The sequence below is a fragment of the Thiomonas sp. FB-6 genome (assembly GCF_000377645.1).
In the GTDB taxonomy this organism is placed as follows: Bacteria; Pseudomonadota; Gammaproteobacteria; order Burkholderiales; family Burkholderiaceae_C; genus Thiomonas_A.
On the sequence record NZ_KB898479.1, the window covers coordinates 100277 to 117665 of the forward strand.

Consider the following 17389-nt stretch of genomic DNA (forward strand, 5'->3'; position numbering starts at 1 on the left):
TAGCAGGCTTTGATGCGGCGCAGGACCCAGGGGCAACCCTTGTTGCCAAGAATTACGCGCTCGACCCAGAATCGGTGCCCACCCGGCACGATCCCCCGACGAGGCCCCAGCGATGACCCTGCCCGCGCGCAGCCAGACCCTGTTCGACCTGCTGCAGCGCAGCGCGGCGCGCCACCCGCGGCGCCTGGCCATCGCCTGCGGCGACACGCGCTGGAGCTACGCGCAGTTCGCCGAGGTGTGCGAGCGCCTGGCGCGCGGGCTGCACGCGCTGGGCGTGCAGCGCGGCAGCCACGTGGCCCTGCTGTCGCGCAACTCCCACGCCTTCGCGGCGATGCGTTTCGCGCTGGCGCGCCTGGGCGCGGTGCTGGTGCCGGTCAACTTCATGCTCGGCCCGGCCGAGGCGGGATTCATCCTGCGCCACTCCGAGTCCATGCTGCTGGCCAGCGACAGCGAGTTCGCGCCGGTGGCGCGCGAAGCGGCCCGCGGCAGTTCGGTGCGCCACTTCGTGTGGCTGGAATCCGAGCGCGCGGGTACGCCCGCGCAAGGCATGATCGACTGGACCGAACTGCTGCGCGTGCAGGGCGAGGCGCCGCAGCCCTCGCTGCAGGGCTCGGATCCAGCGCAGATCGTCTACACCAGCGGCACCGAGTCGGCGCCCAAGGGCGCCGTGCTCAGCCACGAGGCCCTGCTGTGGGAATACGTCAGCTGCGTGGTGGGCGCCGAGATCGCCTCCGAGGACCTGCTGCTGCACGCGCTGCCGCTGTTCCACTGCGCGCAGCTCGACGTGTTCCTGGGGCCCGCCGTGTACGTCGGCGCCAGCAACGTGATCACCGCGCAGCCCTCGCCGCAAAGCCTGCTGGCGCTGCTCGGGCAGCAGCGCATCAGCTCCTTTTTCGCGCCCCCCACGGTGTGGATCGGCCTGCTGCGCTGCCCGGACTTCGACACCACCGACCTGGGCAGCCTGCGCAAGGGCTACTACGGCGCCTCGATCATGCCGGTGCAGGTGCTGCGCGAACTCGCGCAGCGCCTGCCCGCGGTGCGCCTGTGGAACCTGTACGGGCAGACCGAGATCGCGCCGCTGGCCACCCTGCTGCAGCCCGAGGACCAGTTGCGCAAGCCGGGCTCGGCCGGGCGCGCGGCGCTGAACGTGCGCACCCGCGTGGTCGACGAGCACATGCGCGACCTCGCGCCCGGCGAGGTGGGCGAGATCGTGCACCGCTCGCCCCAGCTGATGAGCGGCTATTTCCGCGACGAGGCGAAGACCGCGGCCGCCTTCGACGGCGGCTGGTTCCACTCCGGCGACCTCGGCACCCTGGACGACGAGGGCTACCTGTACGTGGTCGATCGCAAGAAGGACATGATCAAGACCGGCGGCGAGAACGTGGCCAGCCGCGAGGTGGAGGAATGCATCTACCTGCTGCCGCAGGTCAGCGAGGCGGCGGTGGTGGCGCTGCCCCATCCGCGCTGGATCGAAGCCGTCACCGCCTTCGTCGTGCTCAAGGCCGGGCAGGCGCTCGACGAGGCGGCGTTGATCGCGCATTGCGAGAACACGCTGGCGCATTTCAAGGCGCCGAAGAAGGTCGTGTTCGTCGAGGCGCTGCCCAAGAACCCCAGCGGCAAGCTGCTCAAGCGCCGCCTGCGCGACGACTACGCGAGCCTGTACCAGGCCTGAGCGCGCGGCGCCCCCTCGCCGGCCGCGCCCGCGGGCTTCAGGGCCAGCGCGCCTCGGCGCTTCCCAGCGGCGACGCCGGCCGTTCCCAGTGGGTGTGCACGCCCTCGATGGCCCAGGGCGCGCGGATGCGCCGCGCCGGGCCCCAGGCCGTGGCCTCGACCGCGGGCTCCAGGTCCGCCTCGTCCAGCGCGGCATGGGCCTCGCGGGGCTCGGGCGGTGGCGCGTCGAGCAGCAGCGCCCCGCTGCGCGCCAGCGACAGGCGCGCGCGCGTGCCCACGCCATGGCGCAGGCGCCGGGCGAGCGCGCGCAGCACGCTGGCCGCGATCAGGTAGCCGGTGGCATGGTCCAGCGCCTGTACCGGCAGCGGCACCGGGCGATTCGCGCCGGCATGGCGCATGCCGGCCTCGGCGATGCCGCAGCTCATCTGCACCAGGCTGTCGAAACCGCGCCGCGCCGCCCACGGGCCGGCCCAGCCGTAGGCGTCCAGGCAGACGTCGACCAGCCCCGGGCGCAGGGCCTGCCGCGCCGCGGGGTCCAGCCCCAACGCATCCAGCGCGCCCGGGCGCAGCCCGTGCACGAACACGTCGGCCGCGCCGAGCAGTTGTTCGAAGCGCTCGCGGCCCTGCGCGGTCTTCAGGTCCAGGCGCGCGCAGTGCTTGCCGCGCGTGACGTCGGGCACCAGTCCGGGCTCGTCCCAGGACGGCGGGTCGATGCGCAGCACCGTGGCCCCCAGGCCCGCCAGCATGCGCGTGGACACCGGCCCCGCCAGCACGCGTGTCAGGTCCAGCACCCGCAGGCCGCGCAAGGGCCTGCCCGAGGCCGGCTCCCACGCGGCCGGCGGCGCGGGCAGTTCCTCGCGCAGCACCAGCGGCTGCGCGCGCACCGCGGCGCCCTGCGCATGCGCGCGCCACGCCGCGGCGTGGCGCATCTGCGCGGCGCAGCCCCCCGCGTCCACCACGGCCTGCTCCAGCTCCGCTCCGGCCCAGGCCGCCACCGCGGGCGCCGCGCGCGCGGCGTCGGCGCCGGTGTCCAGGCCGAGCACGCGGCAGGCCGCGGCGCGATGATGGGGCGCGTTGCAATGCAGGCGGATCCAGCCGTCGGCGCAGGCATGGTCGCCGGTCAGGGTGTCGCGCGCCGGAGGCGGCTTCCAGCCCTGCGGGCGCAGGGACTCGCCGAACCACAGCGCGGCCAGCCGGCGGTCCACGCGCACGGCCGGCGCCTCGCCGCCCGCCGCGCCGCTGGCCAGGCCCTGCAGCTCGTCGGCCGCAAGCGCCGCGCAGGCCACCGCCGCCGCCGCGAAGTCGCTGACCGCGAAGGCGCCGGGCAGCGCGCCCTCGCCCTGCAGGCGCAGGCGCCCCAGGCGTGCCGGATCGCCGCCCAGCGCGGCCCACATCTGCGCGCTCAGCGCGCGAGCCAGTGCGAACATCGCGGCGCCCCCGCGTGCCGGCGCGGCGCGCTCAGGCCTCCAGGTCCACGCCCTTGGTCTCCGGCGTGGCCAGGATGGCCAGGATGGCCAGTACCGCGTAGACCATCACGAACAGGCCGATGTACAGCCAGGCCTTGTGGATGCCGTAGGCGTGCAGGATCAGGCCCGCCACGATGGGAATCAGCCCGCCGCCGTAGACCTGCGAGATCTGGTAGGCCGCGCTGGCGCCGGAAGCGCGGTAGCGGGTGGGGAAGTTCTCGGTGTAGAAGGTCGGGATGGCGCCGTAGCCGAAGCCGAACACGAAGCCGAATCCCACCACCTCGGCCAGCACCGCCAGCGCGAAGCTGTGCGCGTTGATCAGGTAGAAGTACGGAATCGCCCACACCAGGAACACCACCGCGGACACCAGCAGCACGGTGCGGCGGTTGATGCGGTCGGCCAGCCTGGCGCCGATGAACATGAACACCAGCATCGACGCGGCGGCGATCAGGCCCACCGTTTCCGCCTGCGTTCCGGTGAAGCCCACGGCCTTCATGTAGCCGGTGCCGAACACGAAGCTGAGGAAAAAGGCTCCGCCGAACATCGCGTTGACCAGCGAAGTGCGCAGGATGCGCAGGGGCATTTCCTTCCACACCTGCGCGGCCGGGCTGGCCAGGGTCTGGCGGTCCTTCTGGAAGCGCTCGAACACGAAGCTGTCCATCGACCGCGCGCGGATCACGATGCCCACGATGGCCACCGCGAAACCGATGAAAAAGAAGATGCGCCAGCCCCAGGCCACGAACTGCGCCGGGGCCATCGACGAGCGCACGATGATCACCGAGCCGAAGCCCAGCAGCAGCCCGATGGGAATCGCGAATCCCACCCACGCCCCCCAGAAGGCGCGGTTGGGGCTTTGCGCGGCCTGCTCGACCACCCAGGTCGAGGCGGTGCCGAACTCGGCGCCGAAGCTGATGCCCTGCGCCAGCCGGAACACGATCAGCAGCACCGGCGCGATCACGCCGATGGAGTCGTAGGTCGGCGTCAGCCCGATGAGCAGCGTGCTCACGCCCATCAGCAGCAGCGCCCAGACCATCGCGTCCTTGCGGCCGTAGCGGTCGGCGATGTTGCCGAAGATGAAGGCCCCCACCGGGCGGATCACGATGCCCAGGCCGTAGACCGCGATCGCCGCGGCGACGGCCGCCAGCGCCGGAAGCTTGAAGAACACGCCCCCCCAGACCGTGGCGGCGATGATTCCGGTGACCAGGAAGTCGTATTGTTCGATCACGGAACCGATGATGCTCGCCAGCGCCACCCGGTAGATGTCGTTGCGGGAAGGCGCGGCCGCGACTGTCGTGCTTGTTGTCATGAAAGGTCTCCGATCGGCGTGACGCCGCGTAGTGGAACTCGAAGGCCGCTTGGGGACGGCTCTTTCGGCTTGTGCCCCGCGCTCCTTGCGGTGCGCGCGGGGCCTGAAAAGGGGCTATTGGATCATTCCTCGGACAAATCGAGACGATTCGGCTGGCGCCGCTCGATGGCCCAGCGCAGCAGTGCCGCCGCGCGCAACGGCGCGTGCGCGAACTTGCCGTAGGGCAGGGTCAGGAACAGCGCCATCACCGCGCCCAGGTGCAGCGCGAGCAGCGAGGGCATGGCGGGGCCCGCGCGCCACGCGGCCAGCGCCAGACCGCTGAGCGCGACGGCCAGCAGCAGGGCGATGAAGCCCAGGTCCATCGGTCGCTGCGCGGGGTCTCCCTGCAGGGGATGGCGGCGCAGGTTCAGACCGAGCAGGCCTGTGCAACCCAGCACCATGAGCACGCCGCCGACCAGCCCCAGCAGCACGGGCACGCTGGTGTAGGCGTAGGGCGCCTCGCGATGCAGCAGGTAGTGGTAGCCGGTGGCCACCACGGTGGCCGCGAAACACAGGCCGAAGCCGTAGAAGGTGGCCTGGTGGAAGTGCCGGCGCGCCAGCGAGAAGGCATCGTCCTCGTTGTTGCAGCCCTCGCCGTGACCGCCGCCCAGGTAGCGCAGCGTGGCCACAGCGCCGGCCGCGTCGCCCAGCGCCGCCGGGTCGGGCGCGCCCGGCCCGAGTTCGCGCCAGAAGCGCGCCACCCCCACGCCCAGCGCCAGCAGCGCCCACGCGAAAGCCGCCGAGAAGCTCCAGGCCAGCAGGCCGTGCGCGAACACGCCGTAGAAATTCGCCCCGGCCGGCGCCTCGGCCAGGCTGCCGTGCAGCGCCAGCGCCAGCAGCATGAAGGCGGCGATGCCCGCGGCCAGCGCCAGCGCCACGACCAGGCCGTTGCGCGCGTACAGCGCGCCGAAGCGCCGCGGCCAGGCATGGCGGGTGTAGCTGCGCAGGCGCACGCGGGCCATGGTGCGCGGCACGTTGACCGCGAACTCGTGCGGGGGCGCGTACTGGCAGGCATGCAGGCAGGCACCGCAGTTGTGGCACAGGTTGGCCAGGTAGTCGACGTCGGGCGCGTCGAACTGCAGGCGCCGGGTCATCGCCGGAAACACCGCGCAGAAGCCCTCGCAGTAGCGGCAGGCGTTGCAGATCTGCAGGATGCGCGACGCCTCCTCCACCGCATCGGCGCGCTCGTGCGCGCCGGCATCGGCCGCGCTTCGCGCCTCGGCGGTGGCGCGTGCCTGCAGCACCAGTTGCTCAAGCTGCTCCATGCCGCGCCTCCCCTTGCGCCGACCAGGCCGCGCGCTGGCCCGCGATGCGTCCGAAGGCGGTGCCGATGCTCATGCCCACGCCGGCCGTGTAGCCGCGCCCCAGCACGTTGCCGGCCATCATCTCGCCGGCTACGTACAGGTTCGGGCTGGGGCGGCCGCCGAAGCGCACCGCCGCGGTCTCGTCGCTGCGCAAGCCGAGGTAGGTGAAGGTGACGCCCGGGCGCAGCGCGTAGGCGGTGAACGGCGGCTTGTCGATGGGCAGGGCCCAGTGGCTTTTCACGGGAGCCAGTCCCTCGGTGCGGCAGTCGTCGAGCCGCGTGTGGTCGAAGCTGCCCGGGCGACAGGCGGCGTTGTAGGCGTCCAGGGTGCGCAGCAGCGGCTGCTCGGGCAGGCCCAGCGCGCGCGCCAGCTCGGGCAGGCTGTGCGCGCGGGTGCCTGGGAACACCGGCGGCATGAAGCGTCCCACGGCCTTGGCGTCGATGATCGACCACGCCGTCTGCCCGGGCTGCTGGGCCACCAGCCGGCCCCAGATCGCATAGCGCTTGGGCCAGAAGTCCTCGCCTTCGTCGTAGAAGCGCTCGCCCTCGCGGTTCACGACCACGCCCAGCGAGACGCAGTCGATGCGGGTGCAGATGCCTCCGTCGTACAGCGGCGCGCGCGCGTCGATGGCGACCATGTGCGCCTGCGTGGGGTCGCCCACGGAGTCGGCGCCGGCGTCCAGCATGAAACGCAGCAGCACCCCGGTGTTGAACCGCGTGCCGCGGACGAGGAACTGCTCCGACGGATACTCGCCGCGTTCGTTGCGCCCCCAGGCCTCGCGCAGCCACTCGCGGTTGGACTCGAAGCCGCCGGCGGCCAGCACGCAACTGCGCGCGGCGATGCGCTCGTCCCCCACCCAGGCCGCGACGAAGCGCTCGCCTTCGAGTTCGATGCGCGCGACCGGAGCTTCATAGCGCACCTGCACGCCCAGGGCCTCGGCGCTGCGGTAGTAGGCGTTCACCAGGGCCTTGCCCCCGCCCATGAAAAAGGCGTTGGTGCGCGCGGTGTGCAGCGCGCCCGACAAGGAGGGCTGGAAATGCACGCCGTGGCGCCGCATCCATGGACGCACCGTGGAGGAGGCGCGGATGACCAGGCGCGCCAGCGCCTCGTCGGTCTGCCCGCCGGTGACCTTCAGCAGGTCCTGCCAGAACTCCTCCTCGGGATAGGCGTCGACCAGCACGTCCTGCGGCGCGTCGTGCATGCAGCGAAGGTTGCGGGTGTGCTGGGAATTGCCCCCGCGCCATGCGCGAGGCGAGGCCTCGAGCATCAGCACCGTGGCGCCCGCCTCGCGCGCGGTCAGCGCCGCGCACAGCGCCGCGTTGCCCCCTCCGACCACGAGCACGTCGATCATGCGGCCCGCCTCTCCGGCATTGCATGCAGGCATTGGGATGTCTCAAGCATAGACCGGCAGTGTGCTTGGCCCGGGACCCTTGGTCAATTGCAATGATCACAAGGATTGATCGAAAATGCGCATCAAAGCTTCCCGCCCTTCCCACCCCTCGCGATGCGCCTTCCCTTCGATCTCGACGACCTCGTCGCCTTTCGTGCGCTGGCCGATCTCGGCAGTTTCCGCAAGGCCGCCGAGACCGTGCATCTGTCGCAACCGGCCTTCAGCCGGCGCATCGACAAGCTCGAGCGCGCGCTCGGCGTCGCGCTGGTGCAACGCACCACGCGGCGCGTCGCGCTCACCGCGGCGGGGCGCGAATTCGAGCGCAAGATGCGCGTGCTGCTCGACGACCTGGACAACATGCTGCTGGCCATCCGCGGAGACCCCGCCACGCGCGGCGAGCGGGTCACGCTGGGCTGCGTGCCCAGCGTGGTGCCCTGGCTGGTCGCCGAGGTGCTGCGGCGCTACCGCCTGAGCCACCCGAAGGTGCAGGTGGTCGTGCTCGACGCCAAGGCCCACGAAGTGCGCCAGGCGGTAGCGCAGGGGGACGCCGACTTCGGGCTGAGTTTTCTCGACGAGCAGGACGGCGACCTCGAGTTCAGCCCCCTGTACGACGAAGCCTTCGTGCTGGCCTGCCGCGCCGACCACCCTCTGGCCGCGCGCGAGCGCGTGGCCTGGGCCGAACTCGACGCCCATGCCTTCATCGCGCTGGCGCGCACTTCCGGCAACCGGCTCGTGCTCGACCGCGCGCTGGCCGGCATGGCGCTGCGCCCGCGCGTGGCCTACGAGGTGCAGACCGGCAGCGCCGCGCTGGCGCTGGTCGAGGCCGGGCTGGGCGTGGCCGCGATGCCGGCAAGCGCCATCGAGGCCTCGCATCGGGTGGGCGCCCCGGCTGCGCCGACGGTGGTGGGCGTGGCGCTGGGCCAGCCCGAGGTACGGCGCACCATGGGCCTGCTGCGCCGCCGCGCCAGGGCGCTGTCGGCCAGCGCGGCGCAGTTGTACCTGTTGTTCCAGCATTGCGGGCTCGCGCCAGCGCCGCGCCCGCTCGAGCACGGCCAGCCCGCTGGCGGCTGACAGGCTAAGGGCCCTGCTCCGCCTGCGCGGCGGCTCCCGCGGCTTCGGTCCCGCGCGGCTGCGCCGGGCGCACCGCCCTGGCGGCCCAGGCCGCGGCCAGCAACAGCAGCGCGACGGCGATCAGCGCGCAGGCATGCAGTCCCGCCGGGATCTGCGCATCCCCGCCCGAGCACAGCGCACCGAACACCGCGACCCCCATCGCGCCGCCCGCCTGGCGGGCCGCGTTGAGCACGCCGCCCACCACGCCGGAGCTGCGCCGGTCCACGCTGGCCAGCACGGCGGTGGTCATGGCCGGCACCCCCAGGCCCATGCCGGCGGGCAGCAGCGCGAACATGGGCAGCATCAGCCACACCGGGCTGTGCGCCCCCAGCGCGCACATGCAGGCGAAGCCGGCCGCATCGATCAGCGCACCGCTGAGCATCGGTGCGCGCGACCCCGCGCGCGCCACCCACCAGCCGCTGAGCAGGTTGACGGCGAAGAAGGTCGCCGTCAGCGGCAGGAAGGCCAGTCCCGCCTGCACCGGCGCCAGCCCCAGCACGCGCTGCAGGTACAGGCTGAGCACGAACATCATGCCGTAGTAGGTGAAGTTCACCACGATGCCATAGGCCAGGCAGGCTCGGAACACCGGGTGGCGGAACAAGCCCGGCGGGATCATCGGCCGCGCGCTGCGCGACTCCACGCGGGCGAAGCCCAGGCCGCAAGCCAGGCCCAGCAGCAAGGCGCCCCACACCCGGGGATCGGCCGGGCCCAGCGGGCGCCACTCGATCACCGCCATGGCCACGGCCGCCAGCGCCAGCGCCGAAAGCGACTGCCCGACCAGGTCGAAGCCGCGCGACGGCGGATGCCGCGGCGCCTCCGGCAGGCGCAGCGCCAGCGCCGCCCCCAGCGCACACACCGGCAGGTTGACCAGGAAAATGCTGCGCCAGCCGAAGGCTCCCAGCAGCAGGCCGCCGACGATCGGCCCGGCCGCGATGGTGATGCTGCCGGCGGCGGTCCACCAGCCCACCGCCTTCGCGCGCAGGCGCGCATCGTGCGCGGTGGCGTGGTTCAGCAGCGCCAGCGAACAGGGCAGCATGGCCGCCGCGGCCAGCCCCTGCACCGCGCGCGCACCCGCCAGCACCGCCAGGTCCGGCGCGACGCCGCAGGCGGCCGAGGCCGCCGCGAACAGCGCGAAGCCCCCGATGTACATGCGCCTGGCGCCGAAGCGGTCGCCCAGGTGCCCGGCGCTGAGCAGCAGCGCGGCGAAGGACAGGGTGTAGGCGTCGACCACCCACTGCAGCGCGCTGACCGGCGCGCCCAGCGCCGTGCCCATGGCCGGCAGCGCGACGTTGACCACGGTGACGTCGAGTTGCACCAGCGCGAATCCGAAACTGGCGGCGACGACGGTGCCGAGCGTGCCGGGCGCAACGAAGCGGGCGGTCGTGCCGCCGGCGCGGGATGGAGGGGTTTGCATGCTCGCCGGGTTCGTGGGGGGTCTGGCAGCCATCCTAGGCGACCAGCCCCGGCGCGGGTTTCGGCGTCGGACGAAGCGAATGTGTGAGATTTTGAACAACTCGCGACGCTTTCCCGCACGCACGGGGTCGACGCGCCCCCCGGCAAGCTGCGAGACTGTGCCACGGCGGAACGTGACCCGAGGCTCGGCGCGCGGCCCCGGTCCGGCCGCCCACGCGTCGACAAGGAAACAGGATATGTTGAAGAGGATTCCGGCCGCCCTCGTGCAGCCAGGAATGTTCATCCAGAGATTCGAAGGCTCGTGGCTCGCGCATCCGTTCTGGCGCCGCTCCTTCCTGCTGCAGGAGCCCGAGGACCTGCGCAAGATCCTGGACTCGGGAATCCCCGAGGTCTGGATCGACACCGACAAGGGCATCGACCTGCGCGAGACCGCGGCGGCGCAGACGCAGGCGCCGCGCGAGCCCGCGTCGGCGGCGCCGCCCGCGCCGCCGGCGGCCCCGCCCGGGGTCGCGCGGGCCCTGCCGGAGAGGGTCGACCTGGCCTCCGAGCTCGGACGCGCGCGCAAGCTGTATGAGGAATCCAGAACCAGGATGCGGGAGATGTTCGCCGAAGCGCGCCTGGGGCGCGCCATCGATCCCGAGGCGGCGGCAAGCCTGGTGGAGGACATCGCCGCGTCGCTGCAACGCAATCCCTGGGCGCTGATCAGCGTGACCCGCCTGAAAAGCAGCGACGAGTACACCTACATGCACTCGGTGGCGGTATGCGCGTTGATGATCGCGCTGGGCCGCCAGTTGCAGCTCCCGGACGAGCAGGTCCGCGAGGCCGGCACCGCGGGCCTGCTGCACGACCTGGGCAAGGCGCGCATCGCGCCGGCGATCCTGAACAAGGCGGGCAAGCTCAGCGAGCGCGAGTTCGACGTGATGAAGACCCACCCCCGCCAAGGCTGGGACATGCTGCGCCAGGTGCGAGGCATCGGCGACGCGGCCCTCGACGTGTGCCTGCACCATCACGAGAAGATGGACGGCACCGGCTACCCCGACGGGCTGGCCGGCGAGGCCATCTCCCTGGTCGCCCGCATGGGCGCGGTGTGCGACGTCTATGACGCCATCACCTCCAACCGCCCCTACAAGAAGGGCTGGGATCCGGCCGAATCCCTGCGCAACATGGCGCGCTGGACCGGCTCGCACCTGGACCCGAGGATCTTCGCCGCCTTCGTCAGGAGCGTGGGCATCTATCCGGTGGGCAGCCTGGTGCGCCTGGAGTCGGAACGCCTGGGCGTGGTGGTCGAACAGGGCGAAGGCTCCCTGCTCACGCCGCGCGTGCGCAGCTTCTTCTGCACCCGATCCCGCGCCTACGTCGAGCCCATGCTGGTGGACCTGGGCGCCGATGCCACGCGCGAGCGCATCGTCGGCCCCGAGAACCCGGCGGATTGGGGCATCACCGACACCGAGGCCTATTGGCAATGAGGGCGATGAGGGATCGGCCGTGCACGCAGCGCGGCGCCCCGCGCATGCCATCGGCTACGCTTGCACCAAGCTCGAATCAGAAGGAGTTGCCGATGGCAGAGCAACAGCCACCTAAGCCCGTGCCCGCCCCCTCGGACGCAAGTTCGCCGCATTGCGGGGGAGATCGGGACCACTGCGCGATCTGCGGCAACGGCCTGGGCGGCGAACTGGACTTCAGTTTCGCCTACCAGCCCATCGTGGACCTGAGCGCCGGGCGCATCTACGCCCACGAGGCGCTGGTGCGCGGGCCGCAGGGAGAGTCCGCGGCCAGCGTGCTCGAGCGCATCGGCGAGAGCAACCGCTACAGCTTCGACCAGGCCTGCCGCGTGCGGGCCATCGACCTGGCCTGCGACCTGGGGCTGACCGAACGCGAAGGCGAGAAACTGTCCATCAATTTCCTGCCCCACGCGGTGTATCGCCCCGAGGTGTGCATCCAGACCACGCTGCAGGCCGCGCGCAGGCGCGGGCTGGAGGTGTCGAGCATCGTGTTCGAGGTCACCGAGGGCGAGCGCATCGAGGACGGGCCCTGGTTCGCCGAGATCCTGCGCGAGTACAAGCGCCAGGGCTTTCTCACCGCGATCGACGATTTCGGCGCCGGCTACGCCGGATTGCGCCTGCTGGCGGATTTCCAGCCCGACCTGATCAAGCTGGACATGGACCTGGTGCGCAACGTCGACGCCGATCGGGCGCGCCAGGCCATCGCGCGTTCCACGGTGCGCCTGGCGCAGGAACTGGACATCCGGCTGGTGGTCGAGGGCATCGAGACCCCGGGCGAGCGCGACTTCTTCCTGCACGAAGGCGTGGCGCTGTTCCAGGGCTACCTGTTTTCCCGGCCCGCCTTCCGCCAGCTCGGCGGGGCCGCGCAGCTCGGCTGAAACGCGCGCGGCCGTACGCGGCCGAGCGGCGCGGGCCTCAGCTTCCCGCCAGCCCGTGCCCGACCATGGCCTCGGGGCGCACGGCGGCGTCGAAAGCCTCGGCGTCGATCAGGCCCGACTTCAGCGCCGCCTCGCGCAGGCTCAGCCCCTGCTCGTGGGCGAGGTGGGCGATGGCCGAGGCCTGGTCGTAGCCGAGGATCGGCGCCAGCGCGGTCACCAGCATCAGCGACTGATCCACGAAGGCCTGGATGCGCGCCCGGTCGAGCCGGGTGCCGCGCACCGAATACAGGTGGAACTTCTCGCCGGCGTCTCCCAGCAGGCGCAGGGCGCGCAGCACGTTGTCGATGACCAGGGGGCGCATCGCGTTGAGCTCGAACTGGCCCTGGCTGCCCGCGAAGGCCACGGCGTTGTCCAGCCCGATGACCTGGATGCACACCATGACCATCGCCTCGCACTGGGTCGGGTTGACCTTGCCGGGCATGATGGACGAGCCCGGCTCGTTGGCCGGCAGCACCAGCTCGCCCAGCCCGCAACGCGGGCCCGAGGCCAGCCAGCGCATGTCGTTGGCGATTTTCATCAGCGCGACGGCCAGGCCGCGCAAGGCCGCCATGACGCCCACCATGGCGTCCAGCGAAGCCTGGGCGGCGAACTTGTTGGGGGCGGTGACGAAGGGCTGGCCGGTCAGCTCGGCCAGCCCGGCGGCGACGTCGCGCCCGAAATGCTCGGGCGCGTTCAGGCCCGTGCCAACCGCGGTGCCGCCGGCGGCCAGCTCGTACAGGCCGCGCCTGGCCGCCTCCAGGCCGCGCAGCGCGTCGCGGATCTGGTGGGCGTAGCCGGACCATTCCTGGCCCACGGTCAGCGGCGTGGCGTCCTGCAGGTGGGTGCGACCGGTCTTGACCACGTCCATCCACTGCGCGGCCTTGTGCTCGATGCAGGCGGCCAGCGCCTCCACCCGGGGCAGCAACTCCTGATCGAGGGCCAGCAGCGTGGCCACGTGCATGGCCGTGGGGAAGGTGTCGTTGGACGACTGCCCCAGGTTCACATGGTCGTTCGGGTGCACCGGATGCTTCGAGCCGATGGCGCCGCCGAGGATCTGCGCGGCCCGGTTGGCCAGCACCTCGTTGACGTTCATGTTGGTCTGCGTGCCCGAGCCGGTCTGCCAGACGTACAGCGGGAACTCGTCGTCCAGCAGCCCGGCGATGGCCTCGTCGGCGGCCTGGACGATGGCCCCGGCGAGCCGGGAGTCCAGGCGCCCCGCGGCCTGGTTGACCAGCGCCGCGGCCTTCTTGACGTAGCCGTAGGCGTGGTACACGGCCTTGGGCATGCGCTCGTCGCCGATCGAGAAATGCACCAGGCTGCGCTGGGTCTGCGCGCCCCAGTAACGGTCCGCCGGCACCTCGATGCTGCCCATGGAGTCGGTCTCCGTGCGCACACCGGTGGCGGCGATGCCGATGGGAGGCACCGCCTGCCGCGCTGCTCGAGCTTCGCTCATCGTGGACTCCGAAACGCCCCGCGCGGGGCCGTTGCGGTCAACGATAGCGCATGCTCCGCGATGCGTCGACCCGCGCCGCCGATGCCCCGGCCCGGCGCCGCGGATCCGGCGCGGATCAGAACATCGCGCCCAGGGTGATCGACAGCGAGCTCAGCGCACCGCTGGTGTTGAACGAGGGGTTGGCCGCGCACACGTCGTCGTAGGCGAAGCCGTAGGCCAGCTGGTTGCTACTCCAGCCGTGGAAACTGTACGCCCACTGGTTCGACGGCGAGAACTTGTAGTAGGGATCCGGCACCGGGCTGGGGCAGCTCGCGTCCGACAGCGTGATGCTCGACAGGGTGGTGTCGCTCATCTGGCCGCGGTTGAAGGCGGCGAGCAGCTGCTTGCCGACGTTTTTCTGCGCGGCGGTGCCGGAGGCCATGGTGCCGGCGCATTGCCAGATGTTGGCGGTGTTGACGTCGGTGAAGGTGAAGCTGCTGGGGCCGGTGAAGGCCCAGCTGCCCGTCGACGGCGTGCAATGGAAGGTGCCCGAGGTCGAGTCGATCACGGTGATCGTCGTACCGTTCCACGAGGCGATGACCGAATCGAAGTAGCTGTTGAAGCTCGCGCCCAGCCCGCTGCTCAGGTTCAGGCCCGAAAGGTGGTCGGGCGAGATCGCTCGCAGGTAGGCGGTGCCCGCCGGATAGGCACTGGGGGCGCTGACCGCCTGGGTGAGACCCTTGTAGACCGTCTGGTCGAAGCCCGCGATGGCCGCCAGCGCCTGCTGGCGCGTCACGTTCAGCTGCCCCTGGGCGGTGGTACCCGGCTGGGCGGCCACGATCAGCGGCATGCCGAACTGGTCCACGTAGGTGGTGTTGCCGTTGAGCACGCGAGCGCTGTCGATGGAACACTCGAACCAGTCGTACAGGCACAGCGAGCCCGGGGTTCCGGTGTCGAAGCCCGGGCCGGCGTAGGGGTTGGCGTGGGTCACGCCGGCGCTGGTGTACGCCGCCTGGGCGCTGAAGGGCAGCTTGGGAACCCCCAGCGAGATGTAGATGCGCATGCTGAAGGCATTGTTCCCGGTGCCCAGGCCGGGAATGCTGGCCGTGTCGATGTTGCCCAGATCGATGTAGTTGGGCGCGCTTACCGACAGCGCGATGCCGTAGTCGGCCCAGGCCGAGGGATAGGCGGCCGCCAGGGTCAGGGTGTCGGCCGCGCTGACCACGCCGTTCGGGTCGGGAAAGCTGTGCGCGGCCTGGGTGTTGTCGCCGGTGGACACCGCGTGCACGGCCCCCGAGGCGTCCAGCCGGTAGCACACGAAATTCGTCAGCGCCGCGTCGGTGTACAGGCCGCCGATGATGTAGGCGTAGGCCACGGTGCTCGCCCCCGCCGGCAGCCGGGCCTGGCTCAGGTCGATGGTCAGCGGCACCTTCATGCCCGCCGCGCTCGAAGTCGCGGTGCCGCTGGTGGGCGTCGAGGAACTCGAGCTGCTGCTGCCGCCGCCGCAGGCGGACAGCATGGCCGCCCCGCCCACGCTGACCAGAAAGCCTCGGCGCGACATCGATCGGACTTGTTGTTCCATGAACCTGGTTCCCCTTTGTTTCAGGAAGTGAGCAATGTTTTCGCGCAAGTCTAGTCGGCCTTTTCCTATAAATTCCGCTAAATATCCATAAATACACAGAAAACGACAAAGATGTTTTTGGCGCCACGGGATGTTGACTCACGAGAGACTGCGTGATGAAACACGAGGCCCGGTTTCCGAACAGCCCTCGGGCATAGGAATTCAATGTAGTAACATATCTACTAATACGCGCAGGGCGCCACCATGACCACGACCACCGTAAGCAGCCGCGAGTTCAACCAGGATGTGACCCGCGCGAAGCGGGCCGCCGAACGGGGGCCCGTGTTCATCACCGATCGGGGACGGCCGGCGCACGTCCTGCTCAGCATCGACGACTACAGGCGCCTGGCACGCAGCCATCGCAGCATCGTGGAGGCCCTATCCATGCCTGGCCTCTCCGAGATCGAGCTGGTGGTTCCACGCTCGTCCCGAGTGCCGCGTCCGGCGGAGTTCGACTGATGTATCTGTTGGACACCCACGTGATCTCGGAACTGCGCAAAGCCGGCGATGGCCGTGCCGACGCCCATGTCGTCGCGTGGCTCGGCAGCGTGGATGCCACGGAGATCTACATCTCGGCCATCACGGCGATGGAACTCGAGTCGGGCATTTTGCTGGTCGAGCGCCGCGACAAACTCCAGGGCCAGCGCCTGAGAGCCTGGATGGAGGCTCAGGTACGCCCGGAATTCGCGGACCGGACCTTGCCGGTCGACACCGCGGTGGCCTTGCGTTGCGCGCGACTGCATGTCCCTGATCCGCGAGCCGAGCGCGATGCCTGGATCGCGGCAACGGCCCTGGTGCACGGCATGACGGTCGTGACCCGCAATCTCGCGGACTTCGAGCCGACCGGGGTTCGCCTGCTCGATCCCTGGAATCCCGCGAGTTCCGGCGCCTGAGCCCCGGATGCTGGGTCGCGACCTGTAGACCTCGCGTCGGTTGCCTACGCGCAGGAACCCCGTGATGCGCCGCGCCGCTTGGGGGTCCAGCGCCATCATGTCCTTCCTGGCCGCGCTGGAGAATTCAATCCACCAGGCCAAGCTCGCGCTCCACCTCGTCCAGGGTTCGACATCGGGAGGGAGACGCGGGGAAATGGGCATGCTGGCCTCCAGCTCAGACACGATACGAGTATCGCACCCTTGTAGACCGGGGTTGACTGCCGGGGGAAGCTGCGCACAACGAACAAGCACATCGCCGACGCGAAAGCTGCGATCGCCTCGGGAACCGCCAGCTCAGCAGGTCCTTTGGGGCTGATGGCCGGCGGACCTGGAGGATGCCAGAAGCCAGATCGAGGCGCTGCGGGCCTCTGGGAGCGCCCTGCAGGCCCAGATGGGCGAGCTCAAGCAAACCCTGGCTGCTGAGAAGGCCTCGAGCACGATGCTGGGGCGCGACCTCGACCAGGCGCGCGAAGCCGCGGCCACCGCCCACCAAGAAGGCATCAAGGCTCGCGAGGACGTCGCCGGGCCGGGCTGCGTGGCAGTCTCAAGACACTGCAGGAACAAAACGCCGAACTGCTCAAGCGCCTGCCAGCCACGCGCAAGTAGCCGGCGAGCACACCGCCGGCCAAACTAGCTACCTGTAGACCTCGCGCCGGTTGCCTACGCGCACGACCAGGATGCGCAGCACCTGGTCCTCGATGTTGGCGATCACACGGTAGTCCCCGACGCGGTACTTCCAGAACGCGCCCAGGCGCGAGCCCTGCAGGGCCTCGCCGATCGCGCGCGGGTCGTCGAGCACAGCGACGCGCTCGCGCAGGAACCCCGTGATGCGCCGCGCCACTTGGGGGTCGAGCGCCATCACGTCCTTCCTGGCCGCGCTGGAGAATTCAATCCGCCAGGCCAAGCTCGCGCTCCACCTCGTCCAGGGTGAACGTGCGGCTGCGTCCGGCGCGCACCTCCTCGAGTTCCTTCTCGGCCAGGTACAGGTCCTCCAGCTCGTCGAGGTGTTCGCGAATGGCCTGCAGGACGTAGTAGGTCTTGCTGCGTCCCGTGACCTTGGCCAGATGGGTCAGCCGGTCCTCGACATCGGGAGGAAGGCGCAGGGAAATGGGCATGATGGCCTCCAGCTCAGGAACGATACAAGTATCGCACAGATCGGTAAGACCTCCTTCTTGTACCACCTTGTAGACTGGGGTTGCCTGCAAGGGGAAGCTGCGCACAACCAACAAGCACATCCCGACTCCACGGAGTTACGACTGGATCAAGGTTCTACCGAACGACAACAA

15 protein-coding genes are annotated in these 17389 nt (G+C 70.7%); 6 read left to right on the top strand and 9 right to left on the bottom strand.

The window, feature by feature from the left end; genetic code table 11:
• The first annotated feature begins 112 nt into the window (after positions 1-112).
• Complete coding sequence (locus D466_RS0109640) at positions 113-1672, top strand: acyl-CoA synthetase (RefSeq protein ID WP_018913512.1); 1560 nt, start codon at positions 113-115, stop codon at positions 1670-1672.
• A 37-nt stretch (positions 1673-1709) separates the two neighbouring features.
• On the opposite strand, the gene D466_RS0109645 is transcribed toward D466_RS0109640, so the two are convergent.
• The 4 genes from D466_RS0109645 to tcuA all read right to left on the bottom strand — a co-directional run bounded on the left by D466_RS0109645 (position 1710) and on the right by tcuA (position 7137).
• Positions 1710-3098: a CoA transferase gene (locus D466_RS0109645; protein ID WP_018913513.1), complete on the bottom strand. Its 1389-nt coding sequence runs from the start codon at positions 3096-3098 to the stop codon at positions 1710-1712.
• Between the two features lie 31 nt (positions 3099-3129).
• A complete protein-coding gene (locus D466_RS0109650; RefSeq protein ID WP_026285099.1) occupies positions 3130-4443 on the bottom strand; it encodes an MFS transporter in 1314 nt (437 codons plus the stop codon).
• A gap of 122 nt (positions 4444-4565) precedes the next feature.
• Positions 4566-5747, bottom strand: coding sequence for a tricarballylate utilization 4Fe-4S protein TcuB (tcuB, locus tag D466_RS0109655; RefSeq protein ID WP_018913515.1), 1182 nt, complete (start codon positions 5745-5747; stop codon positions 4566-4568).
• Entirely contained in the window at positions 5734-7137 is a 1404-nt protein-coding gene (gene tcuA, locus D466_RS0109660; protein ID WP_018913516.1) for an FAD-dependent tricarballylate dehydrogenase TcuA, read from the bottom strand. The genes tcuB and tcuA overlap by 14 nt, the downstream gene beginning before the upstream one ends.
• Before the next feature lie 153 nt (positions 7138-7290).
• Between tcuA and D466_RS21310 the strand changes: the two genes are divergently transcribed.
• Positions 7291-8247: a LysR family transcriptional regulator gene (locus D466_RS21310; RefSeq protein WP_018913517.1), complete on the top strand. Its 957-nt coding sequence runs from the start codon at positions 7291-7293 to the stop codon at positions 8245-8247.
• 4 nt (positions 8248-8251) lie between these two features.
• Here D466_RS21310 and D466_RS0109670 read toward each other — a convergent pair whose 3' ends face one another.
• Positions 8252-9700 carry an MFS transporter gene (locus D466_RS0109670; protein WP_018913518.1) on the bottom strand — a complete coding sequence of 483 codons (1449 nt, stop codon included), beginning with the start codon at positions 9698-9700 and terminating at the stop codon, positions 8252-8254.
• 235 nt (positions 9701-9935) lie between these two features.
• Here D466_RS0109670 and D466_RS0109675 point away from each other — a divergent pair, with 235 nt between their 5' ends.
• Both D466_RS0109675 and D466_RS0109680 read left to right on the top strand, forming a co-directional pair.
• Positions 9936-11165: an HD-GYP domain-containing protein gene (locus tag D466_RS0109675; RefSeq protein ID WP_026285100.1), complete on the top strand. Its 1230-nt coding sequence runs from the start codon at positions 9936-9938 to the stop codon at positions 11163-11165.
• 92 nt (positions 11166-11257) lie between these two features.
• Complete coding sequence (locus tag D466_RS0109680; RefSeq protein ID WP_026285101.1) at positions 11258-12079, top strand: EAL domain-containing protein; 822 nt, start codon at positions 11258-11260, stop codon at positions 12077-12079.
• A 37-nt stretch (positions 12080-12116) separates the two neighbouring features.
• Here the strand turns inward: D466_RS0109680 and fumC are convergent, their stop codons facing one another.
• Both fumC and D466_RS0109690 read right to left on the bottom strand, forming a co-directional pair.
• Positions 12117-13571 (bottom strand): class II fumarate hydratase, encoded by a 1455-nt coding sequence (gene fumC / locus D466_RS0109685; RefSeq protein ID WP_018913521.1) that lies wholly within the window; start codon positions 13569-13571, stop codon positions 12117-12119.
• 115 nt (positions 13572-13686) lie between these two features.
• Positions 13687-15132, bottom strand: coding sequence for a beta-1,3-glucanase family protein (locus tag D466_RS0109690; protein ID WP_026285103.1), 1446 nt, complete (start codon positions 15130-15132; stop codon positions 13687-13689).
• A 243-nt stretch (positions 15133-15375) separates the two neighbouring features.
• Between D466_RS0109690 and D466_RS0109695 the strand changes: the two genes are divergently transcribed.
• Positions 15376-15630: a type II toxin-antitoxin system Phd/YefM family antitoxin gene (locus D466_RS0109695; protein ID WP_018913523.1), complete on the top strand. Its 255-nt coding sequence runs from the start codon at positions 15376-15378 to the stop codon at positions 15628-15630.
• Positions 15627-16064 (top strand): type II toxin-antitoxin system VapC family toxin, encoded by a 438-nt coding sequence (locus D466_RS0109700; RefSeq protein WP_196803458.1) that lies wholly within the window; start codon positions 15627-15629, stop codon positions 16062-16064. Before D466_RS0109695 ends, D466_RS0109700 begins: the two co-directional genes overlap by 4 nt.
• Before the next feature lie 673 nt (positions 16065-16737).
• On the opposite strand, the gene D466_RS0109705 is transcribed toward D466_RS0109700, so the two are convergent.
• Both D466_RS0109705 and D466_RS0109710 read right to left on the bottom strand, forming a co-directional pair.
• Positions 16738-17007 carry a type II toxin-antitoxin system RelE/ParE family toxin gene (locus D466_RS0109705; protein ID WP_026285104.1) on the bottom strand — a complete coding sequence of 90 codons (270 nt, stop codon included), beginning with the start codon at positions 17005-17007 and terminating at the stop codon, positions 16738-16740.
• Positions 16991-17218 carry a DUF6290 family protein gene (locus D466_RS0109710; RefSeq protein ID WP_018913526.1) on the bottom strand — a complete coding sequence of 76 codons (228 nt, stop codon included), beginning with the start codon at positions 17216-17218 and terminating at the stop codon, positions 16991-16993. Before D466_RS0109710 ends, D466_RS0109705 begins: the two co-directional genes overlap by 17 nt.
• Positions 17219-17389 lie beyond the last annotated feature (171 nt).

Coding starts and splice junctions, on each gene's coding strand:
- D466_RS0109640 (WP_018913512.1), top strand. CDS start 113: ATGACCCTGCCCGCGCGCAGCCAGACCCTGTTCGACCTGCTGCAGCGC.
- D466_RS0109645 (WP_018913513.1), bottom strand. CDS start 3,098: ATGTTCGCACTGGCTCGCGCGCTGAGCGCGCAGATGTGGGCCGCGCTG.
- D466_RS0109650 (WP_026285099.1), bottom strand. CDS start 4,443: ATGACAACAAGCACGACAGTCGCGGCCGCGCCTTCCCGCAACGACATC.
- tcuB (WP_018913515.1), bottom strand. CDS start 5,747: ATGGAGCAGCTTGAGCAACTGGTGCTGCAGGCACGCGCCACCGCCGAG.
- tcuA (WP_018913516.1), bottom strand. CDS start 7,137: ATGATCGACGTGCTCGTGGTCGGAGGGGGCAACGCGGCGCTGTGCGCG.
- D466_RS21310 (WP_018913517.1), top strand. CDS start 7,291: ATGCGCCTTCCCTTCGATCTCGACGACCTCGTCGCCTTTCGTGCGCTG.
- D466_RS0109670 (WP_018913518.1), bottom strand. CDS start 9,700: ATGCAAACCCCTCCATCCCGCGCCGGCGGCACGACCGCCCGCTTCGTT.
- D466_RS0109675 (WP_026285100.1), top strand. CDS start 9,936: ATGTTGAAGAGGATTCCGGCCGCCCTCGTGCAGCCAGGAATGTTCATC.
- D466_RS0109680 (WP_026285101.1), top strand. CDS start 11,258: ATGGCAGAGCAACAGCCACCTAAGCCCGTGCCCGCCCCCTCGGACGCA.
- fumC (WP_018913521.1), bottom strand. CDS start 13,571: ATGAGCGAAGCTCGAGCAGCGCGGCAGGCGGTGCCTCCCATCGGCATC.
- D466_RS0109690 (WP_026285103.1), bottom strand. CDS start 15,132: ATGGAACAACAAGTCCGATCGATGTCGCGCCGAGGCTTTCTGGTCAGC.
- D466_RS0109695 (WP_018913523.1), top strand. CDS start 15,376: ATGACCACGACCACCGTAAGCAGCCGCGAGTTCAACCAGGATGTGACC.
- D466_RS0109710 (WP_018913526.1), bottom strand. CDS start 17,218: ATGCCCATTTCCCTGCGCCTTCCTCCCGATGTCGAGGACCGGCTGACC.